26 protein-coding genes are annotated in these 25977 nt (G+C 63.4%); 15 read left to right on the top strand and 11 right to left on the bottom strand.

Features of this window, described 5'->3' with window-relative positions; translation table 11 throughout:
* Positions 1 to 67: 67 nt before the first annotated feature.
* From ASD71_RS11705 to ASD71_RS11690, 4 genes are all read left to right on the top strand, one after another.
* Complete coding sequence (locus ASD71_RS11705) at positions 68 to 688, top strand: Arm DNA-binding domain-containing protein (RefSeq protein WP_056563639.1); 621 nt, start codon at positions 68 to 70, stop codon at positions 686 to 688.
* A gap of 27 nt (positions 689 to 715) precedes the next feature.
* Positions 716 to 919, top strand: coding sequence for a cold-shock protein (locus tag ASD71_RS11700; RefSeq protein ID WP_056566782.1), 204 nt, complete (start codon positions 716 to 718; stop codon positions 917 to 919).
* Between the two features lie 576 nt (positions 920 to 1495).
* Positions 1496 to 2398 (top strand): aldose epimerase, encoded by a 903-nt coding sequence (locus ASD71_RS11695; RefSeq protein WP_056563636.1) that lies wholly within the window; start codon positions 1496 to 1498, stop codon positions 2396 to 2398.
* Between the two features lie 68 nt (positions 2399 to 2466).
* Positions 2467 to 2823: a hypothetical protein gene (locus ASD71_RS11690; RefSeq protein ID WP_056563633.1), complete on the top strand. Its 357-nt coding sequence runs from the start codon at positions 2467 to 2469 to the stop codon at positions 2821 to 2823.
* A gap of 67 nt (positions 2824 to 2890) precedes the next feature.
* Here the strand turns inward: ASD71_RS11690 and ASD71_RS11685 are convergent, their stop codons facing one another.
* Together ASD71_RS11685 and ASD71_RS11680 are read right to left on the bottom strand one after the other, a co-directional pair.
* Positions 2891 to 3904, bottom strand: coding sequence for a zinc-binding alcohol dehydrogenase family protein (locus ASD71_RS11685; protein ID WP_056563630.1), 1014 nt, complete (start codon positions 3902 to 3904; stop codon positions 2891 to 2893).
* Positions 3905 to 3929: 25 nt separating this feature from the next.
* Positions 3930 to 4724, bottom strand: coding sequence for an SDR family NAD(P)-dependent oxidoreductase (locus ASD71_RS11680; protein WP_056563626.1), 795 nt, complete (start codon positions 4722 to 4724; stop codon positions 3930 to 3932).
* A gap of 112 nt (positions 4725 to 4836) precedes the next feature.
* Between ASD71_RS11680 and ASD71_RS11675 the strand changes: the two genes are divergently transcribed.
* Entirely contained in the window at positions 4837 to 5739 is a 903-nt protein-coding gene (locus ASD71_RS11675; RefSeq protein ID WP_056563623.1) for a LysR family transcriptional regulator, read from the top strand.
* A gap of 49 nt (positions 5740 to 5788) precedes the next feature.
* Here the strand turns inward: ASD71_RS11675 and ASD71_RS11670 are convergent, their stop codons facing one another.
* The gene (locus tag ASD71_RS11670) at positions 5789 to 6307 is read right to left on the bottom strand and encodes a DUF6496 domain-containing protein (protein WP_056563620.1); all 519 of its coding nucleotides are present in this window, start codon (positions 6305 to 6307) and stop codon (positions 5789 to 5791) included.
* Positions 6308 to 6493: 186 nt separating this feature from the next.
* On the opposite strand from ASD71_RS11670, the gene ASD71_RS11665 reads away from it, so the two are divergent.
* The 3 genes from ASD71_RS11665 (at position 6494) to ASD71_RS27965 (ending at position 11550) form a co-directional block, all read left to right on the top strand.
* On the top strand, positions 6494 to 6709 hold the full coding sequence (locus ASD71_RS11665; RefSeq protein ID WP_056563617.1) for a dodecin: 216 nt from the start codon (positions 6494 to 6496) through the stop codon (positions 6707 to 6709).
* A 902-nt stretch (positions 6710 to 7611) separates the two neighbouring features.
* Positions 7612 to 10602, top strand: a complete 2991-nt coding sequence (locus ASD71_RS11660; protein ID WP_056563614.1) for a T6SS effector BTH_I2691 family protein — start codon at positions 7612 to 7614, stop codon at positions 10600 to 10602.
* Positions 10603 to 10722: 120 nt separating this feature from the next.
* Entirely contained in the window at positions 10723 to 11550 is an 828-nt protein-coding gene (locus ASD71_RS27965; RefSeq protein WP_156395126.1) for a hypothetical protein, read from the top strand.
* 66 nt (positions 11551 to 11616) lie between these two features.
* On the opposite strand, the gene ASD71_RS11655 is transcribed toward ASD71_RS27965, so the two are convergent.
* Both ASD71_RS11655 and hpxZ read right to left on the bottom strand, forming a co-directional pair.
* On the bottom strand, positions 11617 to 12171 hold the full coding sequence (locus ASD71_RS11655; RefSeq protein WP_056563611.1) for an NADPH-dependent FMN reductase: 555 nt from the start codon (positions 12169 to 12171) through the stop codon (positions 11617 to 11619).
* Between the two features lie 127 nt (positions 12172 to 12298).
* Entirely contained in the window at positions 12299 to 12673 is a 375-nt protein-coding gene (gene hpxZ / locus ASD71_RS11650; protein WP_056563608.1) for an oxalurate catabolism protein HpxZ, read from the bottom strand.
* 198 nt (positions 12674 to 12871) lie between these two features.
* Here hpxZ and ASD71_RS11645 point away from each other — a divergent pair, with 198 nt between their 5' ends.
* Positions 12872 to 13411, top strand: a complete 540-nt coding sequence (locus ASD71_RS11645; RefSeq protein WP_056563606.1) for an antibiotic biosynthesis monooxygenase — start codon at positions 12872 to 12874, stop codon at positions 13409 to 13411.
* Positions 13412 to 13430: 19 nt separating this feature from the next.
* On the opposite strand, the gene ASD71_RS11640 is transcribed toward ASD71_RS11645, so the two are convergent.
* Genes ASD71_RS11640 through ASD71_RS11615 form a run of 6 tightly spaced genes read right to left on the bottom strand, consistent with a single transcriptional unit; the run spans position 13431 to position 18486 of the window.
* A complete protein-coding gene (locus ASD71_RS11640; RefSeq protein WP_056563604.1) occupies positions 13431 to 14138 on the bottom strand; it encodes a GntR family transcriptional regulator in 708 nt (235 codons plus the stop codon).
* Between the two features lie 43 nt (positions 14139 to 14181).
* Positions 14182 to 15570 carry an AtzE family amidohydrolase gene (locus tag ASD71_RS11635; protein ID WP_056563602.1) on the bottom strand — a complete coding sequence of 463 codons (1389 nt, stop codon included), beginning with the start codon at positions 15568 to 15570 and terminating at the stop codon, positions 14182 to 14184.
* Positions 15567 to 15749, bottom strand: coding sequence for a DUF4089 domain-containing protein (locus ASD71_RS11630; RefSeq protein WP_056563598.1), 183 nt, complete (start codon positions 15747 to 15749; stop codon positions 15567 to 15569). The genes ASD71_RS11635 and ASD71_RS11630 overlap by 4 nt, the downstream gene beginning before the upstream one ends.
* Before the next feature lie 28 nt (positions 15750 to 15777).
* The gene (locus ASD71_RS11625; RefSeq protein WP_056563596.1) at positions 15778 to 16599 is read right to left on the bottom strand and encodes an ABC transporter ATP-binding protein; all 822 of its coding nucleotides are present in this window, start codon (positions 16597 to 16599) and stop codon (positions 15778 to 15780) included.
* A complete protein-coding gene (locus tag ASD71_RS11620; RefSeq protein WP_056563593.1) occupies positions 16600 to 17475 on the bottom strand; it encodes an ABC transporter permease in 876 nt (291 codons plus the stop codon).
* 3 nt (positions 17476 to 17478) lie between these two features.
* Entirely contained in the window at positions 17479 to 18486 is a 1008-nt protein-coding gene (locus tag ASD71_RS11615) for an ABC transporter substrate-binding protein (protein WP_056563590.1), read from the bottom strand.
* A gap of 243 nt (positions 18487 to 18729) precedes the next feature.
* Here ASD71_RS11615 and ASD71_RS11610 point away from each other — a divergent pair, with 243 nt between their 5' ends.
* From ASD71_RS11610 to ASD71_RS11585, 6 genes are all read left to right on the top strand, one after another.
* Positions 18730 to 19641 carry a LysR family transcriptional regulator gene (locus tag ASD71_RS11610; RefSeq protein WP_056563587.1) on the top strand — a complete coding sequence of 304 codons (912 nt, stop codon included), beginning with the start codon at positions 18730 to 18732 and terminating at the stop codon, positions 19639 to 19641.
* 139 nt (positions 19642 to 19780) lie between these two features.
* On the top strand, positions 19781 to 21079 hold the full coding sequence (locus ASD71_RS11605) for an imelysin family protein (RefSeq protein WP_056563584.1): 1299 nt from the start codon (positions 19781 to 19783) through the stop codon (positions 21077 to 21079).
* Positions 21076 to 22593, top strand: a complete 1518-nt coding sequence (locus ASD71_RS11600) for a di-heme oxidoredictase family protein (RefSeq protein WP_056563581.1) — start codon at positions 21076 to 21078, stop codon at positions 22591 to 22593. Before ASD71_RS11605 ends, ASD71_RS11600 begins: the two co-directional genes overlap by 4 nt.
* On the top strand, positions 22593 to 23681 hold the full coding sequence (locus tag ASD71_RS11595; RefSeq protein WP_056563578.1) for an imelysin family protein: 1089 nt from the start codon (positions 22593 to 22595) through the stop codon (positions 23679 to 23681). Before ASD71_RS11600 ends, ASD71_RS11595 begins: the two co-directional genes overlap by 1 nt.
* Positions 23671 to 24780: a DUF1513 domain-containing protein gene (locus tag ASD71_RS11590; protein ID WP_056563575.1), complete on the top strand. Its 1110-nt coding sequence runs from the start codon at positions 23671 to 23673 to the stop codon at positions 24778 to 24780. The genes ASD71_RS11595 and ASD71_RS11590 overlap by 11 nt, the downstream gene beginning before the upstream one ends.
* 279 nt (positions 24781 to 25059) lie before the next feature.
* On the top strand, positions 25060 to 25896 hold the full coding sequence (locus tag ASD71_RS11585) for a mechanosensitive ion channel family protein (RefSeq protein ID WP_056563573.1): 837 nt from the start codon (positions 25060 to 25062) through the stop codon (positions 25894 to 25896).
* The last annotated feature ends 81 nt before the right edge of the window (positions 25897 to 25977 follow it).

The following is a 25977-nucleotide window of genomic DNA, read 5'->3' as shown; positions in this document are numbered from 1 at the left end:
TCGAATTGAGAAGTTACGCCGCTTCGTTTAGGACTCTCGCAACCGACGCCAGAGGATCCTTCCCTTCATGCAATTCGACGCGCGCGCCGCCAAGCTGCTTGAGCCAGGCCGACACCTTACCATTGATGGCTATCCCGGGCTGCGGCTTGAAGCAACCGCCACGGCAAGAACATGGATCTACCCGTACAAGAGCCCGGTGAGCGGCAATATGCGTCAGAAGAAGCTGGGACGCTGGCCGGCCATGTCGATCGCTGCTGCGGTCGTGGAATGGGAAATCCTCCGACAAAAACGCGATGCTGGCATGGACGTGGCGGTGGAGGCCAGGCAAGAGCGCCAGGCGTTGAAGGTTGCCGCTGCTGCAGCCAAAGTTAAGGCTAAAGGCCTTTTGACGGTAGCGGACGCCTGCGACATTTACCTAACCGGACACATCAAACAGCATCGGGCAGAGAAATGCCTGATTGAGATCAAGCGCACGTTCAAAACCATGTGGGGGACCTTGCGAGCAAGCCTGCAGAGACGGTCACTCGTGCGGATGCGTTTTGTCTCATCGAATCGTTCTCCCACATTCCTGTACAGCCGCAGATCCTTCGCCGTGAACTGGGGGCGGCGTGGGACTATCGCCATGACGGGCACCGGCGGGCGCGTCGGAGAATGTGTCAAATTGAAACGGACATATCAATCTGGCTGACAATGCCCGATAGTGAGGGCAGGGAAGATTGAAACTGGTATTGTGAAGTGGTTCAACAACGACAAGGGCTTCGGCTTTATCATGCCGGAGCAGGGCGGTAAGGACCTCTTCGCTCATTACTCCGAAATTCAGGGTAGCGGGCATAAATCTCTGGAAGAGAACCAGCGCGTGACGTTCGTCGCCGGCCAAGGTCAGAAAGGTCCTCAGGCGACAATGATCAAACCGATTTAAGAACTGGCTGGCTTGCCCTAAGGCAAGCGGGCTGGCACCTAGCAAGTGGGGCCGAATCCTTTGAAACAAGGGGTTCGGCCCTTTGCCTTTGGTCACCCTCGAACTACTTCTGATCGAGCTGCCGAAATTGAAAACGTCGATCAGTTCTTCGATGAAGCGTAGGCGTGCTTCGAGCATGGCATTTCCAGGGAGGGACTGCGCACGCGGGGCATGAGCCGGGGCTGTCAAACCCGAACTGGCACTAGCACCCCGCAGCCGCTCTGAAATTCAACGCGGGCGGCAGCCGAGTTGTCGTAGCTAACGAACAAGCATCAAGCTGGTGCCCCCGGATGCCATTTCAGACTGCCGCAGTCGCGCTGAAGAATGGGTGCTCGCAAAGCGTTCGAAGCCCCGGAGCTTCCTTGGCGCAGTATTCATCGTTCTGGTCTGGGTGGGCCTTGCCGCGGCGGCATGGTTGTGGTGGTCCGCCAGAGAGTAGCGGCCGGCGTCACGGTGACGCCAACTTGCAGCCGCGTCGTGCCGCCGGGCACAATCCCACCTCGTGGCGCGTGTGGACGCTGCGGGAGTTTCAATGCCATGCCAGATATTGCCGTTCCCGCCGTCCTGGACGCCACCGAGCGCGTTTCCATTTCCAGTGGCGACCACCAGGCTGAGTTCGCCCCGGGCGGTGGAGGGCGGCTGACGCGGCTGTCCACCGGCGGACACGACTGGATAGTGCCGTTGACCGCCACCGAATGGCCCGCCGGCAAATGGCCGCGCGCCGGGTCGTATCCGCTGGCGCCGTATGCCAACCGGATCCGCGACGGCGTCTTCACCTTCAATGGCGCCCGACACGCGCTGCAGTCCGTGCCCAATCGACCACAGGCGATCCATGGCGCCGGGCTGTTCCAGTCGTGGCAGGTCCGCAATCTGACGGCCGACAGCGTCGACCTGGTGCTTGACCAACCGGCCGGTGTGCTGGGCTGGCCCTGGCCGTTTGAGTGCGTGCAGCGCTGGCGGCTGGACAGCCGCGGACTCAGCCTGAAGCTGTCCATCACCAACCGGGGCGACACCCCGATGCCGTGCGGCATGGGCATCCATCCGTATTTCACGGCCCAGCGCGTTTCGCTGCATGCTCGGCGCATTTGGCCGTCGGATGAGAATGGTCTGCCCACCGGAAGCAAAACGACGACGGTGCGGGAATTGCGCCAGTCCGCCGAGGGATGCGATACGTACCTGTCGCAGTGGCAGGGCCGCGCGACGCTGCACTGGCCCGATGGCCACGAGCTGGCGCTGCATGCCGATCCGGCGTTCGCGCATCTGGTGGTGTACACGGCGCCGGGCGCGGATTTTCTTTGCGTGGAACCGGTCAGCAATGTGGCCGACGCGTTCAATCTGGCGGCGGCCGGCGATACCCGTACTGGCATGCAGGTGCTGGAACCGGGCGAGCGCTTCGCTGCCACGCTGCTGCTGGGGCTTGCGCCAGCGCGCAAAAAGTGAATGGCAGCTTGGTAACCGCCGCACCCTGCGGCGATAATCCGCACGAACCCAGTATCAGGAGTCGTTACGTGAAAAAGCTCAGCACCGAACAATTGCAGGCCGCTGTCGAGACGCTGCGCCGGACGCAGGTCAAGTTGGCTCGCGCGGGCAACCTGCCGCTGGAGCCGACCATCTATGCCAGCGCCAAGGGCTTTCGCCGCAACGTGCCCGATTATGTGTGGTCGTGGTTGTCGGGCCTGCTGGCGCCGCACAAGAGCTTGTCGGCCTGGATGGACGCGCACCAGACAGGTTGGCGCGAAGGCAAAACGCCGGCGGCCGCCGTTTATGCCCGCACGGAAAATGGCTGGTTCCAGTGGCTGATCGCCGAGCTGGAAGCCGAGATCAACGATCCGCACGCGCGCGCCAAGCGCGAAGGCCGGGGCTGACAGGCCTGGTCGCGCCCGGCGCGGCGCACGGCGTTGGCGCGCGGCCCCGCTCGGGATCGCCGCGTCTCTAGAACCCCTCCAGCACGATCTTGCCGCGCGCCTTGCCGCTTTCGATGAAGGCGTGGGCGCGCCGCAAGTTCTCGGCGTTGATCTTGCCGTAGTGCTCGCCCAGCGTCGTGCGCAGCGTGCCGTTGTCGATCAGGCGGGCTGCCTGGTTCAGCAGCTCGTGTTGGGCGATGAGATCGGGCGTGTTGTGCAGCGGCCGCGCGAACATGAACTCCCAATGCAGCGAGGCCGACTTGCCCTTGAGCAGCCGCACATCCACCGCGGCCGGGTCGTCGATCAGCGCGATCTTGCCCTGCGGCGCGATTGCCTCAGCCATCTGCGCAAAGTGCTTGTCCGTGTGGGTCAGGCCCGCGATGTAGCTGACGTTTTCAAAGCCGATGCGCTTGAGTTCCTCGGTCAGCGGCCTCGTGTGATCGATGACATGATGCGCGCCCAGTTCGCGCACCCAGGCCTGGGTCTCGGGCCGCGATGCCGTGCCGATGACCGTCAGGCCCGTAAGCCGGCGCGCCAACTGCACGAGGATCGAGCCCACCCCGCCGGCCGCCCCGACGACGAGCAGGCTGCGCTGGCTGGGGGCCGCGTTGTCCAGCACCCGCAGACGGTCGAACAGCAGTTCCCACGCGGTGATGGTGGTCAGGGGCAGGGCGGCGGCCTGTGCAAAATCCAGGCTCTCGGGCATGTGGCCGACGATGCGCTCGTCCACGATGTGGCGTTCGCTGTTGGCGCCGGGGCGGGTCAGGGCGCCGGCATACCAGACGCGGTCACCTGGCTTGAAGAGGCTGGTCCGGGCGCCAACCGCGCGCACCACGCCCGCGGCGTCCCAGCCGATGATTTCCGGCGTTCCGTCCTGCGGCTTGCGGTTGGCGCGGATCTTCACGTCAACGGGATTGACCGAGATGGCGTGCACGTCCACCAGCAGGTCGTGGTCGCCCGGCACGGGTTCCGGGACGGTGATGTCCTGCAGCGCGTCGGCGTTATCGGCGGGCAGGTTCTTGAAGTAGGCAATGGCTTTCATGTGGGAGTTCAGGCTGTTCAAGGGATTAGATGATGGAGCGGACCACGCCGCCGTCCACGCGCAGGGCTGCGCCGTTGGTGGCTGACGCTTGCGTCGAGCAGGTGTAGACAACGATGTTCGCCACCTCTTCCACCGTGGCAAGGCGGCGCAGCAGCGACGTCGGGCGATGCTGGGCGATGAAGTCCTGCTCCATCTGTTCCTGCGAAACGCCCTGTTCCTTCGCCATTTCCGCGAAGAAGTCGGAGACGCCTTCGGAACGGGTCGGGCCCGGCAGCACGGCGTTGACGGTGACATTGGTGCCCGCGGTCAGCTCGGCCAGACCGCGCGACACGGCGAGCTGAGCTGTCTTGCTGACGCCGTAATGGATCATCTCGGCGGGGATCTGCACGGCGGACTCGCTGGAGATGAAGACGATTCGGCCCCAGTTGGCCGCCAGCATCCGCGGCAGGTAATAACGCGAGAGGCGGATGCCGCTCATGACGTTGGTGTCCATCATGGCCTGCCAGTCGTCATCGGTGATTTCGGTAAAGGACTTGGGGGTGAACGTGCCCGCGTTGTTGACGAGGATGTCCACGTCGGGATGCGCGGCGCAGACCGAGGCCGCGCCGTCCGCGGTCGCCAGATCCGCCTGCACGGTGGTGATCTGCGCGCCCGCCACCCGCTGCGAGATGGCCTGCGCGGCCTGCGCCAGCTTGCTCGCATTGCGGCCATGCAGGACGACCTGCGCCCCAGCTTCGGCCAGTCCGGTGGCGATGGCCAAGCCAATCCCACCGGACGATCCGGTGACCAATGCCTTCTTGCCCTTCAGTTCGATTTTCATGCGGTGACTCCTTGCTTGTCGGGGAATGACTGCATGATTACCCACACCGCACCGGGGAAAAACGGGCTAGCATCGCAGGCAGTTTCAATAAATTTTTGAAAATGAGGCCAAATTGGTCCGATTCGAGGATTTGAGGATTTTTGTCGCCGCGACGGATCTGGGCAGCTTTTCCGCTGCCGCGCGCGAACTCGACCTGACGCCGGCGGTGGCCAGCGCCGCGCTCAAGCGGCTGGAACAGGAGCTGGAGACGCGGCTCTTCGTGCGGTCCACGCGCAGCCTTCGCCTGACCAGCGACGGCGAGCGCTATCTGGAGTATGCGCGCTCCGCGATCTCCACGCTCGACGCCGGCAAGAATGCCATGGCGCGCGACAAGACAGACATCGCGGGCACCCTGTCAGTGTCAATCCCATCTGATTTGGGCCGCCACGTGCTGCTGCCGTGGCTGGACGAATTCCAGCGGCAGCATCCACGCGTCAGCTTCCAGCTGCGCATCAGCGACCGGCTGGCGGACCTGTACCGGCAGCCGGTCGACATCGCCGTGCGCTATGGCACGCCAAACGATTCGAGCCTGGTCGCGCTACCGCTCGCCGAGCACAACCGGCGCGTCGTATGTGCGGCGCCCGCATATCTGGCGCGGCACGGCGTGCCGCAAACGCCGGCGGATTTGCGGCGACACAACTGCCTATCCTTCGTGCTCGGCGAGACCCTGCACGACCGCTGGACGTTCGAGCAAGACGGCACCAGCTTGACCATTCCGGTCAAGGGCGATCGCGTCGGCGATGACGGCGATCTGGTGCGGCGGTGGGCGCTGGCCGGGCACGGCGTGGCATACAAATCACGGTACGACGTGCTGACGGACTTGCGCGCGGGCCGGCTCGTCGAACTGCTGCCCGGCTATGTCAGCGAACCGTCGCCGCTATACCTGCTGTGCGTGCACCGCATGCTGCTGTCGCCGGCGGTGCGGCGATTGCGGGAGTTCTTGCAGGAGCGGTTCAAGGCGTTCGAGGCGGGATAGCAGCGCGTTGATGGGGGGCGGCGTCGGCACGCCACATCAATTCGCCATATCAATGCGCCGCATGATGCCCGCCCGCTGCCTGCTTGTTCGCCGCACGCGTGCGCGCCGCCTTCTTGGCCGCGGCTGAGCGACCGGCAGCACCCTTGGTCGCCGCTGCCTTGCGCGCGGCGGCCGAGCGGTCCGCAGGCGTGCGCTTGCTGGCCGTCTTGGTGGCGTTGCGTGACAGCGCCGCCTTCGACGCGGGCTTGGTGCTTTCCTTCTTCAAGGCCTTCGTCGCGGCCTTGGAGCGCGTGCTCGACTTGGCATGGCCGTCGTGCGCCGCGCGCGTGTCCTGCTCTGCCTTGCGCTTGGTTTCGGCGCTGGCCTTCTTGGGCGTGCCGAGCTTGACGCCAGCGCGCCGCGCCTTGGACAGGCCGATCGCGATCGCCTGCTTGCTGGACCGCACGCCGTGCTTGCCTTCGCGCACGTTGTCGATTTCCTCGCGCACGAATTCCCCGGCCTGTGTGGACGCAGACTTGCCTTCGCGCTTGTCGCGTTTGGCGCGTTCAATGGTTTTTCGTTCAGGCATGGTGACCTCCTTTGCTCGCATTGCAAAAGCGATTCCGTCGCCGGTCGAGACCGCGCGACGGAACTCGTAACACCACTCTATCGCTGCGCAGGTATCCTGTGTGTTCGAATGGATTGCCGGTCGTAAGCGCCGGAACACGGCCCAAGCACCGACGATTCACGACTCACCTCACAGCGGAGACGAGCTATGTCGAATCATGTCTACAAGCAGATCGAGTTGGTGGGCTCTTCCACCAAATCCTCCGACGATGCGATCGCGAAAGCCATCGAGCGCGCATCCGAAACCTTGCGCAATCTGGATTGGTTTGAGGTGACCGAAGTGCGTGGTCACATCAAGGACGGCAAGGTGGCGCACTGGCAGGTGGGATTGAAGATCGGCATGCGCCTCGAAGGCGATTCCTGATCCAGTGGTGGTCATTCCTTGACCGCACCTCGCAAGTGACTGTCGGATAAGGAGTTTCCGGACTTGTTGTCCGACTGTTCAGAGGCTTGTCCACATTCCGTGGGGACAAGCCTGTCTGCTTTTCCCCCAGGCTCGGTCATCCACAGCGCGGCCAGCATCATGGCGGCCACGTGAGCGTTTCTTGCCCGCGACCCGCAAGTCACTGACCTGCAAGGCTTTTTGCAGACTCCCCCTAAGCTGTCCTCAGGCTTATCCACATTTGGCGGGGACAACACAGGCCCGCGCAAACTGCGTTTGGGCCTTTCTTGACCACGGCCTGCAGGGCGTTGATATGAAACAGGATTTTCGACCTGCCCTCACACTGTCCTCATGCTTTTCCACAGAAGGCGGGGACAAATCCACATCGGGGTGCGCAAACACCGTTTCCGCCGCTCCGCGCGCTTAAAAACGGGGATAACTCCACCGGAAATCGTCCAAAAGGATGATTGCGCATTTATTGATCGACCCTCGCAAGTGCTTGGCGTGGCAGGAGATTTTCGACCTGCCCCAAGGCTGTCCTCACCTTTCTCCACAGTTCAGGGGGATAAGTGCGGCCGAGCGGAGATTTTGCGCAGCGGGGCTCGGTCAGGACCGATCCCGGCGGCGTGGTGCATCGCTGGATGTAGCTCCTTCGGGTTGACAAACGTCATCACGACTCGAAACCGCGCGCGCTTTTGAACATTCAGATTGTTTGCCGCCAAAAATAGTTTTTGTCTGATTTTCAGAGGGGGGTAGGTGTGGGGTAATGGAAGCGCATTCCATGCGCGTCCATTGCGATTTCCTATTTGCGGTGGACGCGTTCCTATTGGCGGCCTTGATCCTCACAGAATGTGAGATAGGTCTGAATGCAAAGGAATCCACCCATGTCCAAGACAACGGCCGGCGGCGCGACGTCGGCACCGGCCTGCTGCCCGCGCATCCCCATTCTTCCTATCCGATATGCAATCGTCCCGAATGCGGATGGATCTCCCCTGTATCGGTATGGCAAGTCCGGCTTCAATCTGGAAGCGGGTTTCCAGCGACTGCAGCTTTCCTCCTATACCTTGCGTGCGCTTAGACCGGGATACGTCTACGTGTTCATGAAAGGCCCCCGGGGCGAAAAGTTAGTCATCCATGAATACGATGGTGAGGGCCATTATCAGGAACTGACTTACACGGGTTTGGAAGGCTACGACAAGAAGGACAAGTACAGGGCGGGAGCGCGCATGGGATGGGTGTGGGCAGACACCAGCCCAGCCACCGCCGCGGAGGTGTGGATTGGCTACAGCACGCATCTTTGGACCAACGCCATGACGAAGAGGGTCAGCAAAGATCCTGCAGCGCGTCAGCTTCATATGCGAGCGTTGGACATGGTCGAACTGACCTCCGGCGTCAAATCACCATCTGACCAGCCCCATTTACTACCGGCCAATGCCTTGATGGAGTGGGTGGAAGATTTCAAGCCTCTCGAGCAGCGCCTGCCGCTGGAGTGGAGTTGCCATGCCAGCGAGGATGACTTGTCAGCCGCTACCTTCGTAGCCCAGGCCAACCACTACCGCTTCACGCAACCGCGCGTGCCCGCGGTGGTTGCACTGAATGACGCAGAGGGGATCAGCCTCGATCTGGGTTTGATTGCCGCTGCGTATCAACATCAGATTACGGATTTGAAACTCGCGCCTAGTAAGCGGGCTGAAGGTGCCGGTCGGCCTCACTTACCCGACTGTCTGCGCTTGGACGTCGAACAAATCCATCTTGCAAGTTCAGAGTTTCATCACAAGAATCTAACCGCCCTGTTGTTGACTCGGACCCTGCGGTCCATGTTTCGCGCTGACGGCGACGATCCCGCGAGCATCGCGTCAAGACGAGGCGAGTGGCATCGGAATCAGCCAACTTACCGGCCGATACCATCGCACGAGCAGCTTGAATATGAAGTCCTGACCGACCAAAGAATGTCTCCGCCCGGCGCGCGCCTAGCTACAAGAATCGACACCGAACGATATTTCGATTTCTTAAGGCAACGCAAAGAAGCCGATGCACAGCTGCGCGTAATGGTGCATGAACTGGACCAAGCGTGTTCGGATCATGACTGCTGGATATCCTCCGCGGAATCAAAGCATAAGCTTGACCCGAAGAGTCTAGCTGCAGCGTTCGAGACATTTGACAGGAATAACCGTCAGTCTGCGGCGGGCTTGGAATTGTCTATCGCGTTGATGTTGCAGAGCATGACGCAGGCGCTCGCTATCAAAGACGACGGGGACTCCCGGTATGAACGGCTTGAGAAATGGTGTGATGATCCGGAAAGTGCTGTCTATATTTCACTAGCGGCATTTAATCCATTTAAAGATAAAGCCGACGCGGTTGGTTCGATACTGGGCGCACCAGACGCTGTCATATCCGAGCTTGGCCTCAAATTTCCAGCAATTAACGGCGTCACCGATCTGACATCCCAGACCGTTACCACCGTCGCGTTAAAGCGGCTCAAGGGCAAGACTCGGTGGGACGCAAGCCGCAATCTCCGCCAACAAGTCCACGCGGCAGCGCGAGAGGCAAATTTGGAAAAATTGTTGGGGTTGATGGCGGGGCGTTATAGGACCTTAGATACGGTGACCACAAAACACGAGCTTTCCAAGGAATTGAAGAAACTCGTGGACAAAGGCATGGCTGAAGTGGAACTTGCTAGCAGTAGCGTCAGCGTTAAAGGCAATAGAACGGTATCGATCGAACGAACCCAGACTCTCACGGTTAAGCCGAAGCTAAAGTCCCTGAGCGCCACGACAATGGGAGTTGGCTTTAACTACGGAATGCTTTACTTCAACGTTATCAATCTGGGGTATGCGCTAAAGACGCTGGAAAGTAAATACTCGCACGAGGCTGCTGTGAATTTCGCTTCGGCGCTTCTAGGGATGATAAGTTCTATAAGCGCGGCAGCGATGAGTACGCGAACGGCTTACTCAGCGGCAATAGCGAAACTTGGCTATAGAATTCCTGGTCTCGCCTTTTCTGTTGCAAGAAAAAGGCTTGTGATGTCCAGGTTATATGCTACGGCTACTGGCGGGGTCGCGATTATTGCTGGTTTGGCGGCCGACATAATAAAAGCCAATCGGCTCTTCCAGGGCGGCAATCAGGCTGCAAGAAACTACACGTATGCCGGAGGAACACTGGCGGCAATAGGATCGGGCGTGCTCTTGGGAACTGGCGCCATTGCCAACGCTCTTTCGGGTGGGGCTGCGGTTGCGGGAGCATCGGCAACCGTTCCGGTTGTTGGCTGGGTGGTGGCGGCAGTCGTTCTGACGGGCGTGGCTTTTTTGGCGGGAGGTATTTGGTTCCATTCTTTAGCCGCCGGTGAAATGCATTCAGCCATGGAGCTTTGGGCCGCACGATGCCAATTCGGTAATTTAAAAAATGACGGCGAGCGTCGGGAAGGCCTAGTGCTCGATAAAGATCTCAATCTTCCAAGATATGTGGACCCGAACACAGAAATGAAGGATTGGTATCAGGCGTTTTTTGTTCCCATCTTGCTCGATTCTGATCAAATCGAATCTCTCGGATTGACTGGCATGGCGAGCGGGTGGCACGACAAATGGTTTTCCGAAGATGACATCGAATTCGTGGTGCTTCTGCCGGGATTTGTTATGGAGCAAAGTACATGGGAAGGCGGGCTGGGCAGCGTTGGTAAAACGGTAGGGCTGGGTGAGCCTCCAGTTACAGTATTTGGCGTGGAACCGACTTGTATCACCACGTCTGCTGGCTTGGTATTGCATTTCAAAATCAAGCATACGGGGCATGCCAATGCGATATTGGCGATTGAATTTAAGCCAAACCAAGGGCTGGATGAAGACGCCATCGCCGTCGCCGACTTTCTGCTAGAGGATTGAGCGGTTTATATGTCAATAAATTGGATTTGGTCGAGCAAAGATTCTGCTGGTGTCGAGCCAAGAATCGGAGAGCAACTTGTAAGTATCGACAATGCCCGTTTGCGAATGAGGAACCCATGGGTGGCAAACTCCGCGCAGATGGGGAAAATTTATGCATCTGTCCTAATCGGCGGCACTGCTGCGGCGACCTTATTTTTTCTGAGTGAAGTTTATGGGAAGCCCAGATTAGATTACGGTTTCTTGATTTCAGTGGCGTTAGTGATTGCGTTCATTTCATTGATGCTTGGGGTGAGCGTTCGTGTGATAAAAAACGAATCCGATTTTCTCTTTGATAGGTCTACCAAGAGGGTTTTCTACAGGGAGCGCGGACGTGTAATTGCAGGTGATTGGGATTCCACAGTTGGAGGTCAGCAATCCAAAGTGGAATTTACTGGCAAATCAGTGGTGGTAATGCACTCGCTGTTATTGAGAATGCAAGCCGAATCATCATCTCTTGACGGGGTAACGTCCTTACCGGTGTCATTGTTCGTTTCGATCGAAAGCAATGCGCCGACCGAGCCGTTTGAGATATATATTGCGCAAGTATGGGAATTCATTCGAATTTTCATGGATGAAGGTCCAGACAAACTGCCGGAACCTGGCGAATCCAGCTGGTGGAACAGTCCGAATCTTCGTATTTGCCTGACTCCCGCCCAGGCATTGCGCCATTACGTCCCATGGCGCACGGGAGAACCCAATGAGATGCAAGGAAAGAGCAATTGGCTTTTGCCCCTATGGCTGATTTTCTTCCCCTACAACATGTTTTGCGCTCTGTGTTGGTACGCGGTGTGCCGAGTATTGAAAGTCCGAGGCATGCCGCCGCCCGTGCATGTCATGGGTTCGGAATATCGCGAACGTGTGCCAGATTCCAAAGTAAAAAAAAGCCCCTCGACGAATCGAGGGGCTTGATCGCCCGGAGGTAGGTCGGGCGATCGGCGCCGGCACGCCTTGCGCGTGGCCGGCGTCGGCGGCAGATCAGGCGTTGAATTTCTTGATCCAGTCGACGTAGCGGTCCACCCAGCCCTGCAGAAACTTGCGGGTGCCTTCGTTGGTGATGTTGAACTGGTCGTCGACCAGGCCTTCGGAATATTGCAGGAAGACCTCCGGCGTGGTGAGGGCGTTGGCGCCTTCGGCCGCCAGGATGTTGCGAAGGTGCTGCTGCATCATGGCGGTGCCGGCGGCGCTGGGCGATGCGCCGACGATGCCCACGGCCTTGCCGGCCCACGAGTTCTGGCCCCACGGGCGCGTGCCCCAGTCGATGCCGTTCTTGATGGCGGCCGGGACCGAGCGGTTGTGTTCGGGCGAGACAAAGAGGATGCCTTGCGCATCGGCGATCTGCTGCTTGAGCTTGGCGGCGGGCGCGGGCAGGTTGTTCTCGTTGTCCTGGTTGTAGAGCGGGATGTCGCCCAGGCTCACATACTCGAACTTGAAGTCGGCCGGAACCAGCTTTTCCAGCGCACGCGCCAGGCGCAGATTGATCGAGGCGGCGCGTAGGCTTCCGACGAAGACTGCAATCTTGTATGTGCTCATGAGCGTGTGCTCCAACGAGGGAAAAAGGAACAGCCAGTGTAGACCTGCATGGGGCCAGGCTCAATGCCGATTGCGCATATTCATATGGCTCGCTTGGCACCGAGTGAAGCGCACGCGCATGACTGCCTCAAGTCATCAAACTGACATGCGCCGCCACCACGCGCCAGCCCTGCGGCGTGCGCATCCAGGTCTGGCTTTGGCGTCCGATACGCGTGCTGCCTTCGCGCTGGAATTCCAGGTTCGCGGTGGCGAAGTCCTCGCCATAGGTGGTGATGGCGGTGCGCAGGACCTGTCTTGCGAGTCCTTGCGGCGAACGCTGTGCGCGGAAGGCGCGGATCTCGTCGTAGCCGTAAAGGTTTTCGCCGGCGCCGTAGCGCAAGGTGTGAGGGCTGTTCCAGAACAGGGTGTCGAGCACCTGCACGTCGTTCGAAACCAGCGCGGCCTCGTAGCGTTCAACGGCGGCTGTGACTTCGGCCAAGACGTCGGGCAGATTGATGTCCATTGCTGCGTATCTCCGTGTGCACCGAATTGGTGCGTTGTTTAGGGTTATCACCAATATGGGGTGTGTTGCGGTGCGCAATTATTCGACCATTCGGGCTTAGCGGCGCTGGCTCGGGGCAAATGCTGCGCCGCAAAGCTGGCACGAGGATTGCTAGGGTTAACGTGCATAACACGCTGCACGCTGCCCAGGAGTTCCGCCATGTCTCATTCTGCCGTTTCCAGTCCGGTCACCATGCTGGTGACTCGGCACATCGCGCCCGAGCGCTATAGCGATTTCCTGTCGTGGATGCGCCAGGGCGAAATCCTGGCGGCGGGCTTTCCGGGGTTTCTCGGGTCTGGTGTGCTGCAGCCGCCGGAAGGGGGCGACGAGTATCAGATTGTGCTGCGCTTTACCGACGAGGCAAGCTTGAACCGGTGGGAAAAATCCTTGCCGCGCCGCATGTGGCTGGAACGTGGCGCGACGCTGGTGCGCGCGAGTCACGAGCATCGGGTGACTGGCACGGCCGGCTGGTTTGCGCCGAAGGCCAGCACGCCGCCGCGCTGGAAGCAGGCGGTCAGCATCTGGCTGGCCTATTTTCCGGTGCTGCTGGTGTTCTCGGTGCTGGTGAGCGAGCACTTGAGCATCCTGCCGGTGTTCTGGCGCGTGTTGATCACAAGCGTGATATTGACGCCCATCATGGTGTTCGTCTGCATTCCGTTCATCTCGCGGGTGCTGCACCGCTGGCTGCGCGCAGGCTAAAGCGTTCTTGATCCCGCCTTCACGCCGCCTTTGCACGGCGTGTGGCGTAGAGCCGGTGCAGGGTGATTTTGCGCACGGCGTCCTGGCTGTCCTTGATATGTGCGCGCAGCAATTCCGCCGCGCCTGCACCGTCGCGCGCCAGCACGGCAGACAGGATTGCGCCGTGTTCCCGGTACGTGGTGCCGATACGGTCGGGCTGGGTGAAGTCCAGCCGGCGCACTATACGGATCCGCTCGGTTGCGGCCCGATGCACCCGCGCGATCTCGGGGTTGCCAGCGGCCGCCACCAATTCAACGTGAAAGCGCTCGTCCAGGTCGGCCAGCCATTCGCAATCGCTGGACCGCTCGTTCTCGTCGACCAGCCACGTCTCCGCGAGCGGCCGCAGCGCAAGCAGCGGATCGGGCGATTGTCCCGGGGCGCACAGCGCGTGTACCGCCGCCGCTTCGAGCACGCTGCGCAGCTCATAAAAGTGATCCAGCGTCTCGAAGTCCAGGGGTTTGACCAGCCATCCGTTACGTTGCCGCACCTCCAGATAGCCTTCGCGCTCCAGGCGGAACAGCGCCTCGCGCACGGGTGTGCGGCTGACCTGCAGGCGGTCCGCGATCTCCGTTTCGGTGAAGCGGTCGCCCGGGGCCAGCCGGAACTCCAAGATGTCGCGCTTGAGCGTGGTGTACGCGGAGTCGGCCAGCGTGCGGGGCATGTCGATGGCGGCGAATGCGGTTTCCATGTCGAGGCTCCAGGCTTTGCGATAGAAGGGCAGGGTGGGCGTGTCAGACCGGCCGCGTGCGGGCCGCGCCGGCCTGCTCGAGTGCGTGGGCGGCGCGCAGGCAATCGGCTTCGCGCCAGGGGGCGGCGATAAGCTGCACGCCCAGCGGCAGATGGCCGTCCTCGTCCAATTCGGGCCACGTGGGCGCCGTGCAGACCGGCAGGCCAATGGCGGAAATCGGTTGCGTCAGCAGCCCCATGCTGGCGCGGGCTGGCAGTTGCTTGCCGGCGAGCGTCAGCCAGTCCGCGCCGATCGGTGTGGCGCTGACGGGCGTGGCGGGGGCGATGAGGACGTCGTATTGCTCGAAGAGGGCCAGCGCCTCGAGGTAGGCGCGGTGGCGCACGCGCTGCGCCTGCTGCACCCACGCCGCAGGGACGAGGCTGCCGGCCACCAGGCGGTCGCGCGAGTGCGGTTCGTAGTAGTCGTAGTGCGTGACGAGCCGGCGGCGGTGCAGCGCGCCGCCTTCCGCCGCGGTGATGATGAAGGCGGCAGACCGCGCCTGCACGGCGGCCGGCATCTCGACCACGTCGGTCGCGCCCAGGGCGCGCGCGGCGATTTCCACGGCGCGGCGCGCCTGGGGACCCGCCCATTCCGAAAAGTAGCCGCCCAGCACCGCGATGCGTAGCCCGCCTGCGCCGTCGGCAATGGCTGGCAACGTGGGCGCTGCCGGGTGCTGCGCGCAGGAAACGTCCGCGGCATCGGGGCCTTGCAGCGCGTCGTAGGCGGCGGCCAGGTCGCTGGCGCTGCCCGCGAAGGGGCCCAGATGATCCAGGCTGCCCACGAACGGAAAGGAGCCCGTGCGCGGCAGGCGGCCGAACGTGGGCTTCAGGCCGAATACGCCGCACAGCGAGGCGGGCACGCGGATCGATCCGTTGGTGTCCGATCCCAGCGTCAGCGGCACTAGTCCGCCGGCCACCGCGGCGGCGCTGCCGCCGGACGAGCCGCCCGCGATGCGCGAGGTGTCGTGGGGATTGCGGCAGGCGCCGTAATGGGTGTTCTCGGTGGTGAAGCCGTAGGCGTGCTCGTCCATGTTGAGGGCGCCGACCAGCACGGCGCCGGCTTCGCGCATGCGCTCGACCAGCAACGCGTCGCGCCGCGCGGGCGGGTTGGACGCGTTGACACGGCCGCCGGCCAGCGTGACCTCGTCGGCGATGTCGAAGAGGTTCTTCACGGCGTAGGGTACGCCCGCCAACGGGGGCAGCGCTTCGCCGCGCGCACGGCGGGCGTCGATGGCCAGAGCTTCCTGCCGGGCGCGGCTTTCCGTGACGGCGGTGAAGCAGTTGTAGCGGGGATCGCGCTCGCGCACGCGGGCAAGCGTGGCGTCCAGCACCGCGGCGGCGCTGCGTTCGCCGCTGCGGACCTGGCGGGCGATATCGTGAGCGGGGCCGGTCACGGACGGAACACCGAAGCAGATTCCAGTTCCACGGGCAGCGGCTCGTCGGCGAAAGTCGACGCGATGTCGTGGATGCGCGAGAACTGCTGCACGACCTGCTCGGCGGCGGACTCGCGCAGCGCATATCCCGACAGCGCCAGCGCGCTGCGCACGTATTGGTCGATGGTTTCCTGTGTCATGGCGATGGCTTCCGATGGTGGCGTGGGATTACTTGCGCACTTCGCGCTGGAAGATTTCCAGGCTCAGTTTCTTCATCTGGATGAAGCTGGGCTCGGACAGCGTCTCGACCGTGCGGGGCCGCGCATCCGTGTAGTCCAGGATCTCCGCGACCCGCGTGGGACGCTTGGTCAGCAGCAGCACCTGGTCCGCCAGATACACCGCTTCTTCGAGGTCATGCGAGACCAGCAGCATGGTCGTGCCGGTCTGCAAAAAGACTTCCTGCAGCTTTTCGCGGATGAACAGCGTCATCTCGAAATCCAGCGCGGAAAACGGTTCGTCCAGAAACAGCACTTCGGGTCCGGGGGCCAGCGCGCGCATGATGGATGCCGTCTGCTGCTGTCCGCCCGAGAGTTCGTACGGATACCGGTTCAGGTCGAACTTCACGTCGAACGAGGCCACCAGTTCCTCGACGCGCGCATCCACCTGGGCCTTGCTGCGGCCTTCCAGGCGCAGCGGATACGCGATGTTGTCGATGGTGCGCAGCCACGGGAACATGGCTTCGCGGTAGTTCTGGAACACGTAGCCGATCTTGGTCTGCGCCAGCGATTTGCCGTCGAACAGGATCTCGCCGGAATCGATGGGGATCAGCCCGGCGATCATGTTGATCAGCGTGGACTTGCCGCAGCCGTTCGGCCCGAAGACCGAGACGATCTTGCCCTTCGGGATGTCCAGGTTGAAGTCTTCATAGAGCGGCCAGCCGGCGAAATACTTGGTCAGGCCGCGGATGGTGATGTGCGTGCCCAGCGGGCCGGGCTGGAAGGGCGCGGCGGCTGGCGCGGGGGCGATGACGGGGTTGATGACGGTGGACATTTATCGGCCGCTCCAGTGAACCACGCGCTTTTCCAGCACGAGAAAGAGAATGTTGAGCACATAGCCCAGCGCGCCGGCCGCCAGGATCGCGGCGTACATCTCACGCACGTTCAGCACCTGCTGCGCATTGATGATGCGATTGCCCAGGCCGCTGTCCGAGCCGATGAACATCTCGGCCACGATCACGATGACCAGCGCCATCGACACGCCGCTGCGCAGGCCGACAAACGTGGGCTGCAGGCTTTCCCAGATCAGCACGTCCTTGAAGATCTGCCAGCGCGACGCGCCCATCACGCGCGCCGCCATCACGCGCTGCTTGCGGGCGTTGATGACGCCGTACGCGCTGTTGAACAGGATCACCAGCACGGCCGCGAAGGCGGCGATGGCGATCTTGTTCATGTCGGTCACGCCGAAGATCATCAGGAACAACGGGATCAGCGCGGAAGAGGGCGTGGACCGGAAGAAGTCCACCAGGAACTCGACGCTGCGGTAGGCCTTTTCGTTGCTGCCGAGCAGCACGCCCAGCGGCACGCCGATCACGCCGGCCATCAGGAAGGCCTGCACGGTGCGGTTCAAAGAGGACAGGAAGTCCGCCAGCAGCGGGCCGCCCGCCATGCCCTTGACCAGCGCCACGATGGTGGCGCTGGGCGTGGGCAGCAGCACCGGACTGACAAGCTGCAGCCGGACCACCAGGTCCCACACCACAAAGAGCGCGAGCGGGCCGATCAGCGGCAGAAGGCGGGAGGAGTCGAACTTGCGCGGCGGCTTGGACATGGCCGGCTGCGTCTTAGACATGGTCGGCTGCGCCTTGGCCGGCGCGGCGGCGGTGGCCGTAGAGGGGGCGGGCGTGGCGCCCGTAGCCGTGGTCGCGGTCATGGATCAACCCTTGTAAAGCATGGTCGAGACGTCGACCTTCTGCGCGAAGACGCCCTTGTCGGTGAACAGGTCGAAGAACTTCTGGAAGTACTGCACGTCGCTGGGCGTGAACTCGTTGTGCAGCGTGTAGGCGGCCAGCGGCACTTCCTCGGTCATCGGGCCTTCGATGGCGGTGTAGCCCTTCAGGAAGGGGCGCGCCTCGTCGGGCTTGGTGCGGATCAGCTCGATGCCGCGCGCGTACGCGGCGATGAATTTCTTGCTTTCCTCAGGATGCTTCTTCAGGAAGGCGGTGGTCAGCGAGGCAGAACCCCCGAACCACGGCGCCATCGGATCGCCCAGGACGTACTTGGCGATGACGCCGGTCTCCAGCACGCGGGTCGTGCCGTTCAGGCGGCCCACCGTCCCCGTGGGTTCCAGCGTGTAGCACGCGTCCAACTGGCCGGCGGCAACCGCGGCGACGTGCTGGCTGATCGCCAACTCCACCACGGTTGCCCCCGTTGCGCCGGCGCGCTCCAGGACTGCTTTGGCCAGCGTGGAATTCTGGATGCCGGGACCAGAACCGACCTTTTTCCCCTTGAGGTCTGCGATGGATTTGATGGGACTGTCTTTCGCGACGATGAACTCATCCAGCACGTTCTTGGCGTTGCTGGGGTTGGACGCAAAAATCTTGAACAGGCCGGGCGAAGCGATCTCGCCGATGGCCAGATTGGCGGAGCCCGTGCCGTTGGCGCTGCCGTCGGCGCGGCCGGCGAGCATGGCTTCCATGACCTGTTGCGCGCCCGCGAACTTCAGCGCCTCGACGTTCAGGCCGGCTTCCTTGAAATAGCCTTTCTCGATGGCGGCGTAGAACGGCAGGCCAGCGGCCACGGGCCAGAAGCCGATCCGGATGACCGGACCCGATTGCGCGCGCACCAGCGCCGGAGCGGCGAGCGCCGCCGCGCCCATGGCGGCGCCCTGGATCAGGCGGCGGCGGGTGGCGTTGAAGGCGTAGGGTGCATTGCGATGGATCATGAAAGGCTCCTGGGCTGCTTGGATGGGGGCGCTTGTAGACAAGCTTGCATACCAGTCATCAAGCAATACCCGTGCCAGGTTTTGCGCGGGGTGGTTGGCCCTCTGGCGCGCGATCACTTCGCCTCAGGCTGGTGCTCGTCGTGAACCAAATTGGTGCAAGACGCACCATATAAGGGGACATAACGTGTCCTCCGCCGGCAACGACGCGCCCGCGCCGGCTGCGTTGGCAGTAGCATCGGGCGCATGAACACGCGCTTTGTCGAAGCCTTTCTGTGGTCCGCGCGGCTAGGAAGTTTTCGCGCCGCGAGCGACCGTCTGCACATCACGCAGGCGGCCGTGGCCAACCGCATCGCGTCGCTGGAAGAGGACATCGGCGCGCGCCTGTTCGAGCGTGACGCCAAGGAATTGAAGCTCACGGCGGTCGGCACGCGGCTGCTGGATTACGGCGAGCGCCTGCTCGAGATCCGCCAGCAGATCCTGTCGTTGGGCAAACGCGGCGACGCGGTCGCCGGGCTGGTGCGCATCGGCGCCATCGAGACCGTCGTGCACACCTGGCTGATCGGCTTTCTGACGAACCTGCGGTCCACGTATCCCGGCATCGACGTCCAGCTGACGTCCGAGACGGTGCGCGCCCTGCATCGCGGTTTGCGCGAGGGCACGCTGGACATCGCGTTCCAGACGGACGTGCTGAACGACACGGGCATCGTCAGCATGCCCTGCCTGCCGATGGAGATGGGCTGGATCGGACCGGCGGGCGGCGAGGACACGATGACGGCGCACGACCTGCTCGGCGAGCCGGTGCTCACGATGAGCCCGGGATCGCAGCCGCACGAGGCGCTGAAGGCCTTGTACCGCGAGGTCGGCATGCCGCAGGGCAAGGTGCATTTCGTCAGTTCGATCTCGGCGCTCGCGCGGCTGGTGCGCGGCGGCTTCGGCCGTGCGCTCGTGCCGTTGCCGCCCCTCTATGAGTACGTCGCGCGTGGCGAGATCCAGGTCATTCACACTGACTCGCCGGTGCCGCCGCAACAATTGGCGGTGAGCTATCTGGAAAGCGGCGGCTCGGACGCGATCCGGCTGGTGGCGGAACTGGCGTGCCGCGCTTCGGATCAGTTCACTGCCTCGGTCATTGCGCCGCGGGTGGGGTCGGCCCGGTAGGCGTTTTCGTTCAAAAATTTGTCAGCTAACTGAACGGCGCCTGAATATCAAACGAAAATTGTTTACACTCGCATCCACAAAATTCAAGCCGGAACGGACCGCCGCGGGGGCGGGCCGTCCGAATTACGGGAGAAAGACGATGCGCAAGTTGCTATTGGGTGCGGTGCTGGCCGCCGCGGTGTACGGCGGAGTGGCGCAAGCCGCCGTCGAACCCAAGGCCGTGGTCGCCACGTACTCCGATCTGGCGCTGGCCGGCTACGAGGATTCGCTGACGGCCGCCAAGAAGCTGCGCGACGCCATCGACGCGTTGGTCGCCCAGCCCAGCGCCGAAACCCTGAAAGCCGCGCGCGAAGCGTGGATCGTGGCGCGTGTGCCTTATCAGCAGACCGAGGCCTACCGCTTCGGCAATCCCATCGTCGACGACTGGGAAGGCCGCGTGAATGCCTGGCCGCTGGATGAAGGCCTGATTGACTATGTCGACGCGTCCTACGGCACGGAGAACGACGAAAACGCGTTCTACGCTGTGAACGTCATCGCCAACGCCAAGGTATCGGTGGGCGGCAAGACGGTCGATGTCAGCAAGATCACGCCCGAGCTGCTGTCCGAAGTGCTGCACGAGGCCGATGGCAACGAGGCCAACGTGGCCACGGGTTATCACGCGATCGAATTCCTGCTGTGGGGCCAGGACCTGAACGGCACCGGCGCCGCGCCCGCGGATCGCAAGGGCACGCCGCAGGAGCGTCACTCGGGCAATCGCCCGCATACGGATTTTGACCCCAAACAGTGCACCGGCGGCAATTGCGAACGCCGCATTGAATTTTTGAAGGCGGTAACGGACTTGCTGGTGACTGATCTCGAAGAAATGGTGGGCAACTGGAAGAAGGACGGCGCGGCGCGCAAGGCGATCGAAGAGGACCCGAAGGCCGGCCTCATCGCCATGCTGACCGGGCTGGGCAGCCTCTCGTACGGCGAACTGGCCGGCGAACGGATGAAGCTGGGCCTGATGCTGCACGATCCCGAGGAAGAGCACGATTGCTTCTCGGACAACACGCACAACTCGCACTATTACGACCAGATCGGCATCCGCAATGTCTATCTGGGTTCGTACACGCGCATCGACGGCAAGAAGGTGACCGGCGCCAGCCTGTCCGAACTGGTCAAGGCCAAGGATCCCAAGCTGGACGCCGAAGTGCGCGCCAAGCTGGACGCCACGGTCGCCGCCATGCAGGCCATGAAGACGCGGGCCGAGACGGTCGAGACGTATGACCAGATGATCGCGGAAGGCAACAAGGAGGGCAACGCGGTGGTGCAGGCTGCCATCGACAGCCTGGTCGCGCAGACGCGCAGCCTGGAACGCGTGATCACGCTGCTGGACCTGGGCAAGGTTGCCATCGAAGGGTCCGACAGCCTGGATAAACCCGACGCCGTGTTCAAGTGAAACTCGCATTAGCCGCCGTACTGGCGGCGTCGGTTCATGCCGTCGCCGCCGCCGCGCCCGCCGCTCCCGGCGGGCGTGAAGATCTGACGCCCGAAGACCAGAAGCGCGTCACCGCCATCACGGCGCCCACCCGTGATTTCTCGAAGGTCGAAACATTCGAGACCATGCAGGCCGGGGCCGCGACGACCAACAAGCTCATCAACGCCGACATTTTTTCGCAGCCGTCGGCGAACATGAGTTTTGAAGGCCGCCAGGAGTTCATCGTCGGCAACGGCCTGTTCCGCAAGGACTGGGTGTCCGCACCCTCGTCCACGCAGGCGTCCGACGGCCTGGGACCACTGTTCAACGCACGCTCCTGTCAGGCCTGTCACACGAAGGACGGCCGTGGCACGGTGCCGGGCTTCGATCCGCTGGAACGCACGGATGCGGTTGCGCTGCTGCTGCGCCTGGCCGTGCCGGAAGGCACCGATCGCGGGCATCCCAAGCTGGGCGCCGACGAGATCGCGGCCTTGCCGGAACCCGTCTATGGTGTGCAGCTGCAGAATTTCGCGGTCGCGGGCCTGCCCGCCGAAGGCCGCATGGAAATCGAATATGAAGCCGTACCCGTGGCGCTGCGCGGCGGCGAGACCGCCACGCTGATGAAGCCCACGTATCGCATCGAGAACCTGGGTTACGGGCCGATGCGCGCGGACACGCAGATCTCGCCGCGGCTGGCGCCGCCGATGATCGGGCTGGGGCTGCTGGAATCGATCCACGAGTCCGACATCCTGGCGAACGTCGGCGCGGACAAGCGCGACGGCATCGTCGGCAAGGCTAACTGGGTCACCGATGCGCGCACCGGGGCACGCGTGCTGGGCCGGTTCAATTTGAAGGCGGGACAGCCGACGGTCGAGCAGCAGAGCGCTGCCGCGTTCTCCAATGACATGGGCCTATCCACGCCGATGTTCCCCAAGCATTCCGGCGAATGCACGCCCGCGCAGACCCAATGCCTGGACATGCCGCACGGCGCGCAGCCACGCTTCGGCGCGGAGGAAGTGCCGGGCAAGCTGATGGACTTCGTCACCATCTATTCGACCAACCTTGCCGTGCCCATGCGGCGCGATGCGGACGACGCGCGCGTGCTGGCGGGCAAGAAGCTGTTTTACGAAGCCAATTGCGTGGCCTGCCACGTGCCCAAGTACGTGACCAGCCGCAACGCCAAGCAGCCGGAACATCGCTTTCAGCTGATCTGGCCGTACACCGACATGCTGGTGCACGACATGGGCGACGACCTGGCGGATGGCGTGAGTGACGGCATGGCCACGGGCCGCGAATGGCGCACGCCGCCGCTGTGGGGCATCGGCCTGACCAAGACCGTGAACCCCAACGCGACCTGGCTGCACGACGGGCGCGCCCGCACGCTGCTGGAAGCCGTGTTGTGGCATGGCGGCGCGGCCAAGCCCGCGCGCGACCGCGTCGTGGATATGACGCCCGAAGAACGCGCGGACCTGATCCGCTTCCTGGAGTCCCTGTAATGGCCCGCCTTTTGTTCACGCGCGCCGCGGCTGCGGTGCTGATGCTGGCGGCGCCGATCGCCGCGGTTACCGCGCAGGCCGCGCTACCCGCCGATCTGGGCGAACGCCTGGCGCGCGAGTACGCCCGGCCTGCTGTCGCGAAGATGACGGACGCCGCCGCGGCGCTGGAAGGCGCGCTGGGCGGCTGGTGCGCCAAGCCCGACGCGGCGGGCGCCGCGCGCGTCGGTGATGCGTTCAAGACGCTGGCGCACGCGTGGTCGGACGTCGAGATTCTGCGCTTCGGCCCGCTGGTGCAGGCCAACCGTTTCGAGCGCCTGGCCTTCTGGCCCGACACGCGCGGCGTGATGCCCCGTCAGGTGCAGACGCTGATCGCGGCCAAGGACGACGGGCTGCTCAAGCCGGGCGCGCTGGCCGGCCGCAGCGTGGCGGTGCAGGGTCTGCCCGCACTCGAATACGTGCTGTACGGCGAGCCCGACCTGCTCAAGGACACTGGCGCGCCCGGCTTTGCGTATGCTTGCGGCTACGCCACGGCCGTCTCTGCCAACGTCGCGACGATCTCGCGCGATCTGGGCCAAGCCTGGAGCGCGCAAGGCGAGTTCGGGCGGCAGTTTGCCAGGCCCCAGCCGGGCAATGACCTCTATCGCAGTTCGCAGGAAGTCGCGGCCGAGGCCATGAAGGCCTTGTCGACCGGCCTGCAGTTCGCGCGCGACGTGAAGATCGAGCCGGTGCTGGGCGATTCGCCGCAAGCCGTGCGGCCCAAGCGCGCGGCATTCTGGCGCAGCGGCTTGTCCATGAGCCTGCTGGCGGCCAACCTGGATGCGTTGAAGGCCTTCTACGTGGCCGGCGGCTATCCCTTGCCCGCGGGCGAGAAATGGATGGATGCGTCGGTGCGCGGAGAATTGTCCAGCGCCGCAGAGACGCTGCGTGCGGTGCCGGCCCCGCTGGATCAGGCGCTGGCGGGCGAGGATGGGCGCCGCCTGCTGGTCCTCGCGTCGCTGACGCTCAAGAACGCGAAGGCCATCGTCGACGAGAACCTGGCGCCCGCCCTGGGCGTCACCATCGGCTTCAACGCGCTCGATGGAGATTGACCGGCGCCGCTTCCTGGCGCTGGCCGCGGCGCTGGGCCTGTCGCCCGCCGCCGCGCGCGCCGCGCTGCCGGCCGATGGCGGACCGCTGTACCTGACCGCGCGTAAGCGCGGCGGGCGCGACGAGGCGGTGGTGCTGGATCAGACCGGCCGCGATCGCCTCGCGATTCCCATGCCCGCGCGCGGGCACAGTTTTGCGATCGACGCCGCGGCGCAGCGCGCCGTGGTGTTTGGCCGCCAGCCTGGCTTCTTTGCGCTGGGCTTTTCGCTGGAAGGCGGCGAGCCAGCGGCCTTGCCGCTGCCCGAGGACCGGCACTTCTTCGGCCACGGCGCCTTCGTGCAAGGCGGCCGCTTGCTGGCCGCCACGGAAAACGACTTCGAAGGCGGGCGCGGCGTGCTGGGTCTGTACGACGCCACCCCCGGCGGCGGCTACCGGCGCGTGGGCGAGTTCGACTCCGGCGGCATCGGGCCGCACGAGGTCGTGCTGATGCCCGACGGCAAAACGCTGTGCGTGGCCAACGGCGGCATCCTGACTCACCCGGACTACGGCAAGCTGGAACTGAACCTGGACACCATGCGGCCGTCGCTCGCGTATATCGACGCGGCCACGGGGCAACTGCTGGAGAAGGTGGAGCTTGCGCCGGCGCTGCACCGGCTGTCGATCCGGCATCTGGCTCTGGCGGCCGATGGCGCGGTGTGGTTCGGTTGCCAATACATGGGCCCGGCCGCCGATCGTCCCGCGCTGGTCGGCCGCCATCGCCGCGGCGCGGCGCTGGAACTGTTTGAAGGCCCGGCCGAGACGCTGCGCAACACGCGCAACTATGTGGGCTCCGTTGCGGTCGACGCATCCGGCGGCATCGTGGCCACATCCAGCCCGGTCGGCGGGCAGGTGATCTATTGGGACGCAGCCAGCGGCAAATGCCTGGGCGTCACGTCGCTTGCCGACGGCTGCGGCGTCGCACCCGCCGCGCAAGCGGGCTTTCTGGTCAGCAGCGGTCTGGGCGCCATGATCCGCACCGACGCGCAGGGCAATGAAAAGCCGGTCCTGCCCCCGTCGCGCGACGTCTCCTGGGACAACCACTTCCGCATCGTGCCTGCGTAACGCGGCTTTGCCTGCCAGCGCGGCAAGACCTATGCTGCGTGCTGGTGCCGGTGTCTGACACCCTGGGGAGACGGCCTTGGGATTGCAGCGGTGTGCCTTGGGTGTCAGACACCTCCGCCTATCGCTGACGTCAGACACCGGAATCAGTCCTACGTCGTGCCCCGTAGTGGCTCGCGCTGCTTCTCTTTACAAAGCCTGACACTCCCGTCGGGCGTCGCGCCGCTTTGTGCAAGCCGCTTCTGATACATTCTTCCGTCGATTTTTTTCGCAGGAGGTTCCATGGATGAGGCCGTAAAAGAGTTCTATATCTGGGCCCCGAGACTGATGGATATGGGCATCAATCTGCTCGTCGCCTTGCTCATTCTCGGCATTGGCTGGTGGGTGTCGTCGTTGCTGGGCAACTGGGTCCGCCGGGCCGCCACGCGGTCGCCGAAGATCGATCCCACGATCGTGCCCATGTTCTCCACGACCGTGATGTGGGCAGTGCGGATCTTCACCGTGATCGCGGTGCTGGCGCGCTTTGGCGTGCAGACGGCCAGTCTGATCGCGGTGCTGGGCGCTGCGGGTCTTGCTGTCGGTCTGGCCTTGCAGGGCACGCTGCAGAACATTGCGGCCGGCATCATGCTGCTGATCCTGCGTCCGATCCGCGCGGGCGAGTACATCGCGCTCAGCTCGGGTGCGGATGGCACGGTCGAGGAAGTGGGCCTGTTTCTGACGCGCCTCGTGCAGGGTGACGGCATCCACATGACGTTGCCCAACAGCACGGTCTGGAACGCCACGATCACCAACTACAGCCGCAACAAGACGCGCCGTCTGGACATCCCCGTGCCGGTTCGTTATGGCGACGACCTGGATGCGGTGGTCGCCAAACTGCAACAGATCGTGGACGCGCGTCCCGACGCGTTGAAGGACCCGGCGCCGCAGGTGAAGGTGTTCGACTACAAGGAAAACGGCGTCACGGTGAACGTGCGCGTGTGGGCCGAGTCGGGCAAGTATTGGGACCTGCGCTGGAGCCTGTACCAGGAAATCCGCCGCTCGCTCGAAGAGGCTGGCTTCCAGGCCCCGATCCCGCTGCGCGAAATCCAGAACCCCAAGACGGGCGCGGCGGCTTCCTGATTGCGGGTTTGGTTTTGTCAGCCATGAAAATGGGCGCCTCTTTGGAGGCGCCCATTTTTATTCGACGGCGAGATGGCGAGA

This window comes from Achromobacter sp. Root565 (assembly GCF_001427425.1).
GTDB lineage: Bacteria > Pseudomonadota > Gammaproteobacteria > Burkholderiales > Burkholderiaceae_B > Achromobacter > Achromobacter spanius_D.
This window is presented reverse-complemented; position numbering and strand designations above follow the sequence as displayed.

Coding starts and splice junctions, on each gene's coding strand:
- ASD71_RS11645 (WP_056563606.1), top strand. CDS start 12,872: ATGTCTCATTCTGCCGTTTCCAGTCCGGTCACCATGCTGGTGACTCGG.
- ASD71_RS11605 (WP_056563584.1), top strand. CDS start 19,781: ATGCGCAAGTTGCTATTGGGTGCGGTGCTGGCCGCCGCGGTGTACGGC.
- ASD71_RS11665 (WP_056563617.1), top strand. CDS start 6,494: ATGTCGAATCATGTCTACAAGCAGATCGAGTTGGTGGGCTCTTCCACC.
- ASD71_RS11620 (WP_056563593.1), bottom strand. CDS start 17,475: ATGACCGCGACCACGGCTACGGGCGCCACGCCCGCCCCCTCTACGGCC.
- ASD71_RS11625 (WP_056563596.1), bottom strand. CDS start 16,599: ATGTCCACCGTCATCAACCCCGTCATCGCCCCCGCGCCAGCCGCCGCG.
- ASD71_RS11655 (WP_056563611.1), bottom strand. CDS start 12,171: ATGAGCACATACAAGATTGCAGTCTTCGTCGGAAGCCTACGCGCCGCC.
- ASD71_RS11590 (WP_056563575.1), top strand. CDS start 23,671: ATGGAGATTGACCGGCGCCGCTTCCTGGCGCTGGCCGCGGCGCTGGGC.
- ASD71_RS11610 (WP_056563587.1), top strand. CDS start 18,730: ATGAACACGCGCTTTGTCGAAGCCTTTCTGTGGTCCGCGCGGCTAGGA.
- ASD71_RS11630 (WP_056563598.1), bottom strand. CDS start 15,749: ATGACACAGGAAACCATCGACCAATACGTGCGCAGCGCGCTGGCGCTG.
- ASD71_RS11595 (WP_056563578.1), top strand. CDS start 22,593: ATGGCCCGCCTTTTGTTCACGCGCGCCGCGGCTGCGGTGCTGATGCTG.
- ASD71_RS11680 (WP_056563626.1), bottom strand. CDS start 4,724: ATGAAAATCGAACTGAAGGGCAAGAAGGCATTGGTCACCGGATCGTCC.
- hpxZ (WP_056563608.1), bottom strand. CDS start 12,673: ATGGACATCAATCTGCCCGACGTCTTGGCCGAAGTCACAGCCGCCGTT.
- ASD71_RS11685 (WP_056563630.1), bottom strand. CDS start 3,904: ATGAAAGCCATTGCCTACTTCAAGAACCTGCCCGCCGATAACGCCGAC.
- ASD71_RS11585 (WP_056563573.1), top strand. CDS start 25,060: ATGGATGAGGCCGTAAAAGAGTTCTATATCTGGGCCCCGAGACTGATG.
- ASD71_RS11670 (WP_056563620.1), bottom strand. CDS start 6,307: ATGCCTGAACGAAAAACCATTGAACGCGCCAAACGCGACAAGCGCGAA.
- ASD71_RS11660 (WP_056563614.1), top strand. CDS start 7,612: ATGTCCAAGACAACGGCCGGCGGCGCGACGTCGGCACCGGCCTGCTGC.
- ASD71_RS11615 (WP_056563590.1), bottom strand. CDS start 18,486: ATGATCCATCGCAATGCACCCTACGCCTTCAACGCCACCCGCCGCCGC.
- ASD71_RS11695 (WP_056563636.1), top strand. CDS start 1,496: ATGCCAGATATTGCCGTTCCCGCCGTCCTGGACGCCACCGAGCGCGTT.
- ASD71_RS11705 (WP_056563639.1), top strand. CDS start 68: ATGCAATTCGACGCGCGCGCCGCCAAGCTGCTTGAGCCAGGCCGACAC.
- ASD71_RS11640 (WP_056563604.1), bottom strand. CDS start 14,138: ATGGAAACCGCATTCGCCGCCATCGACATGCCCCGCACGCTGGCCGAC.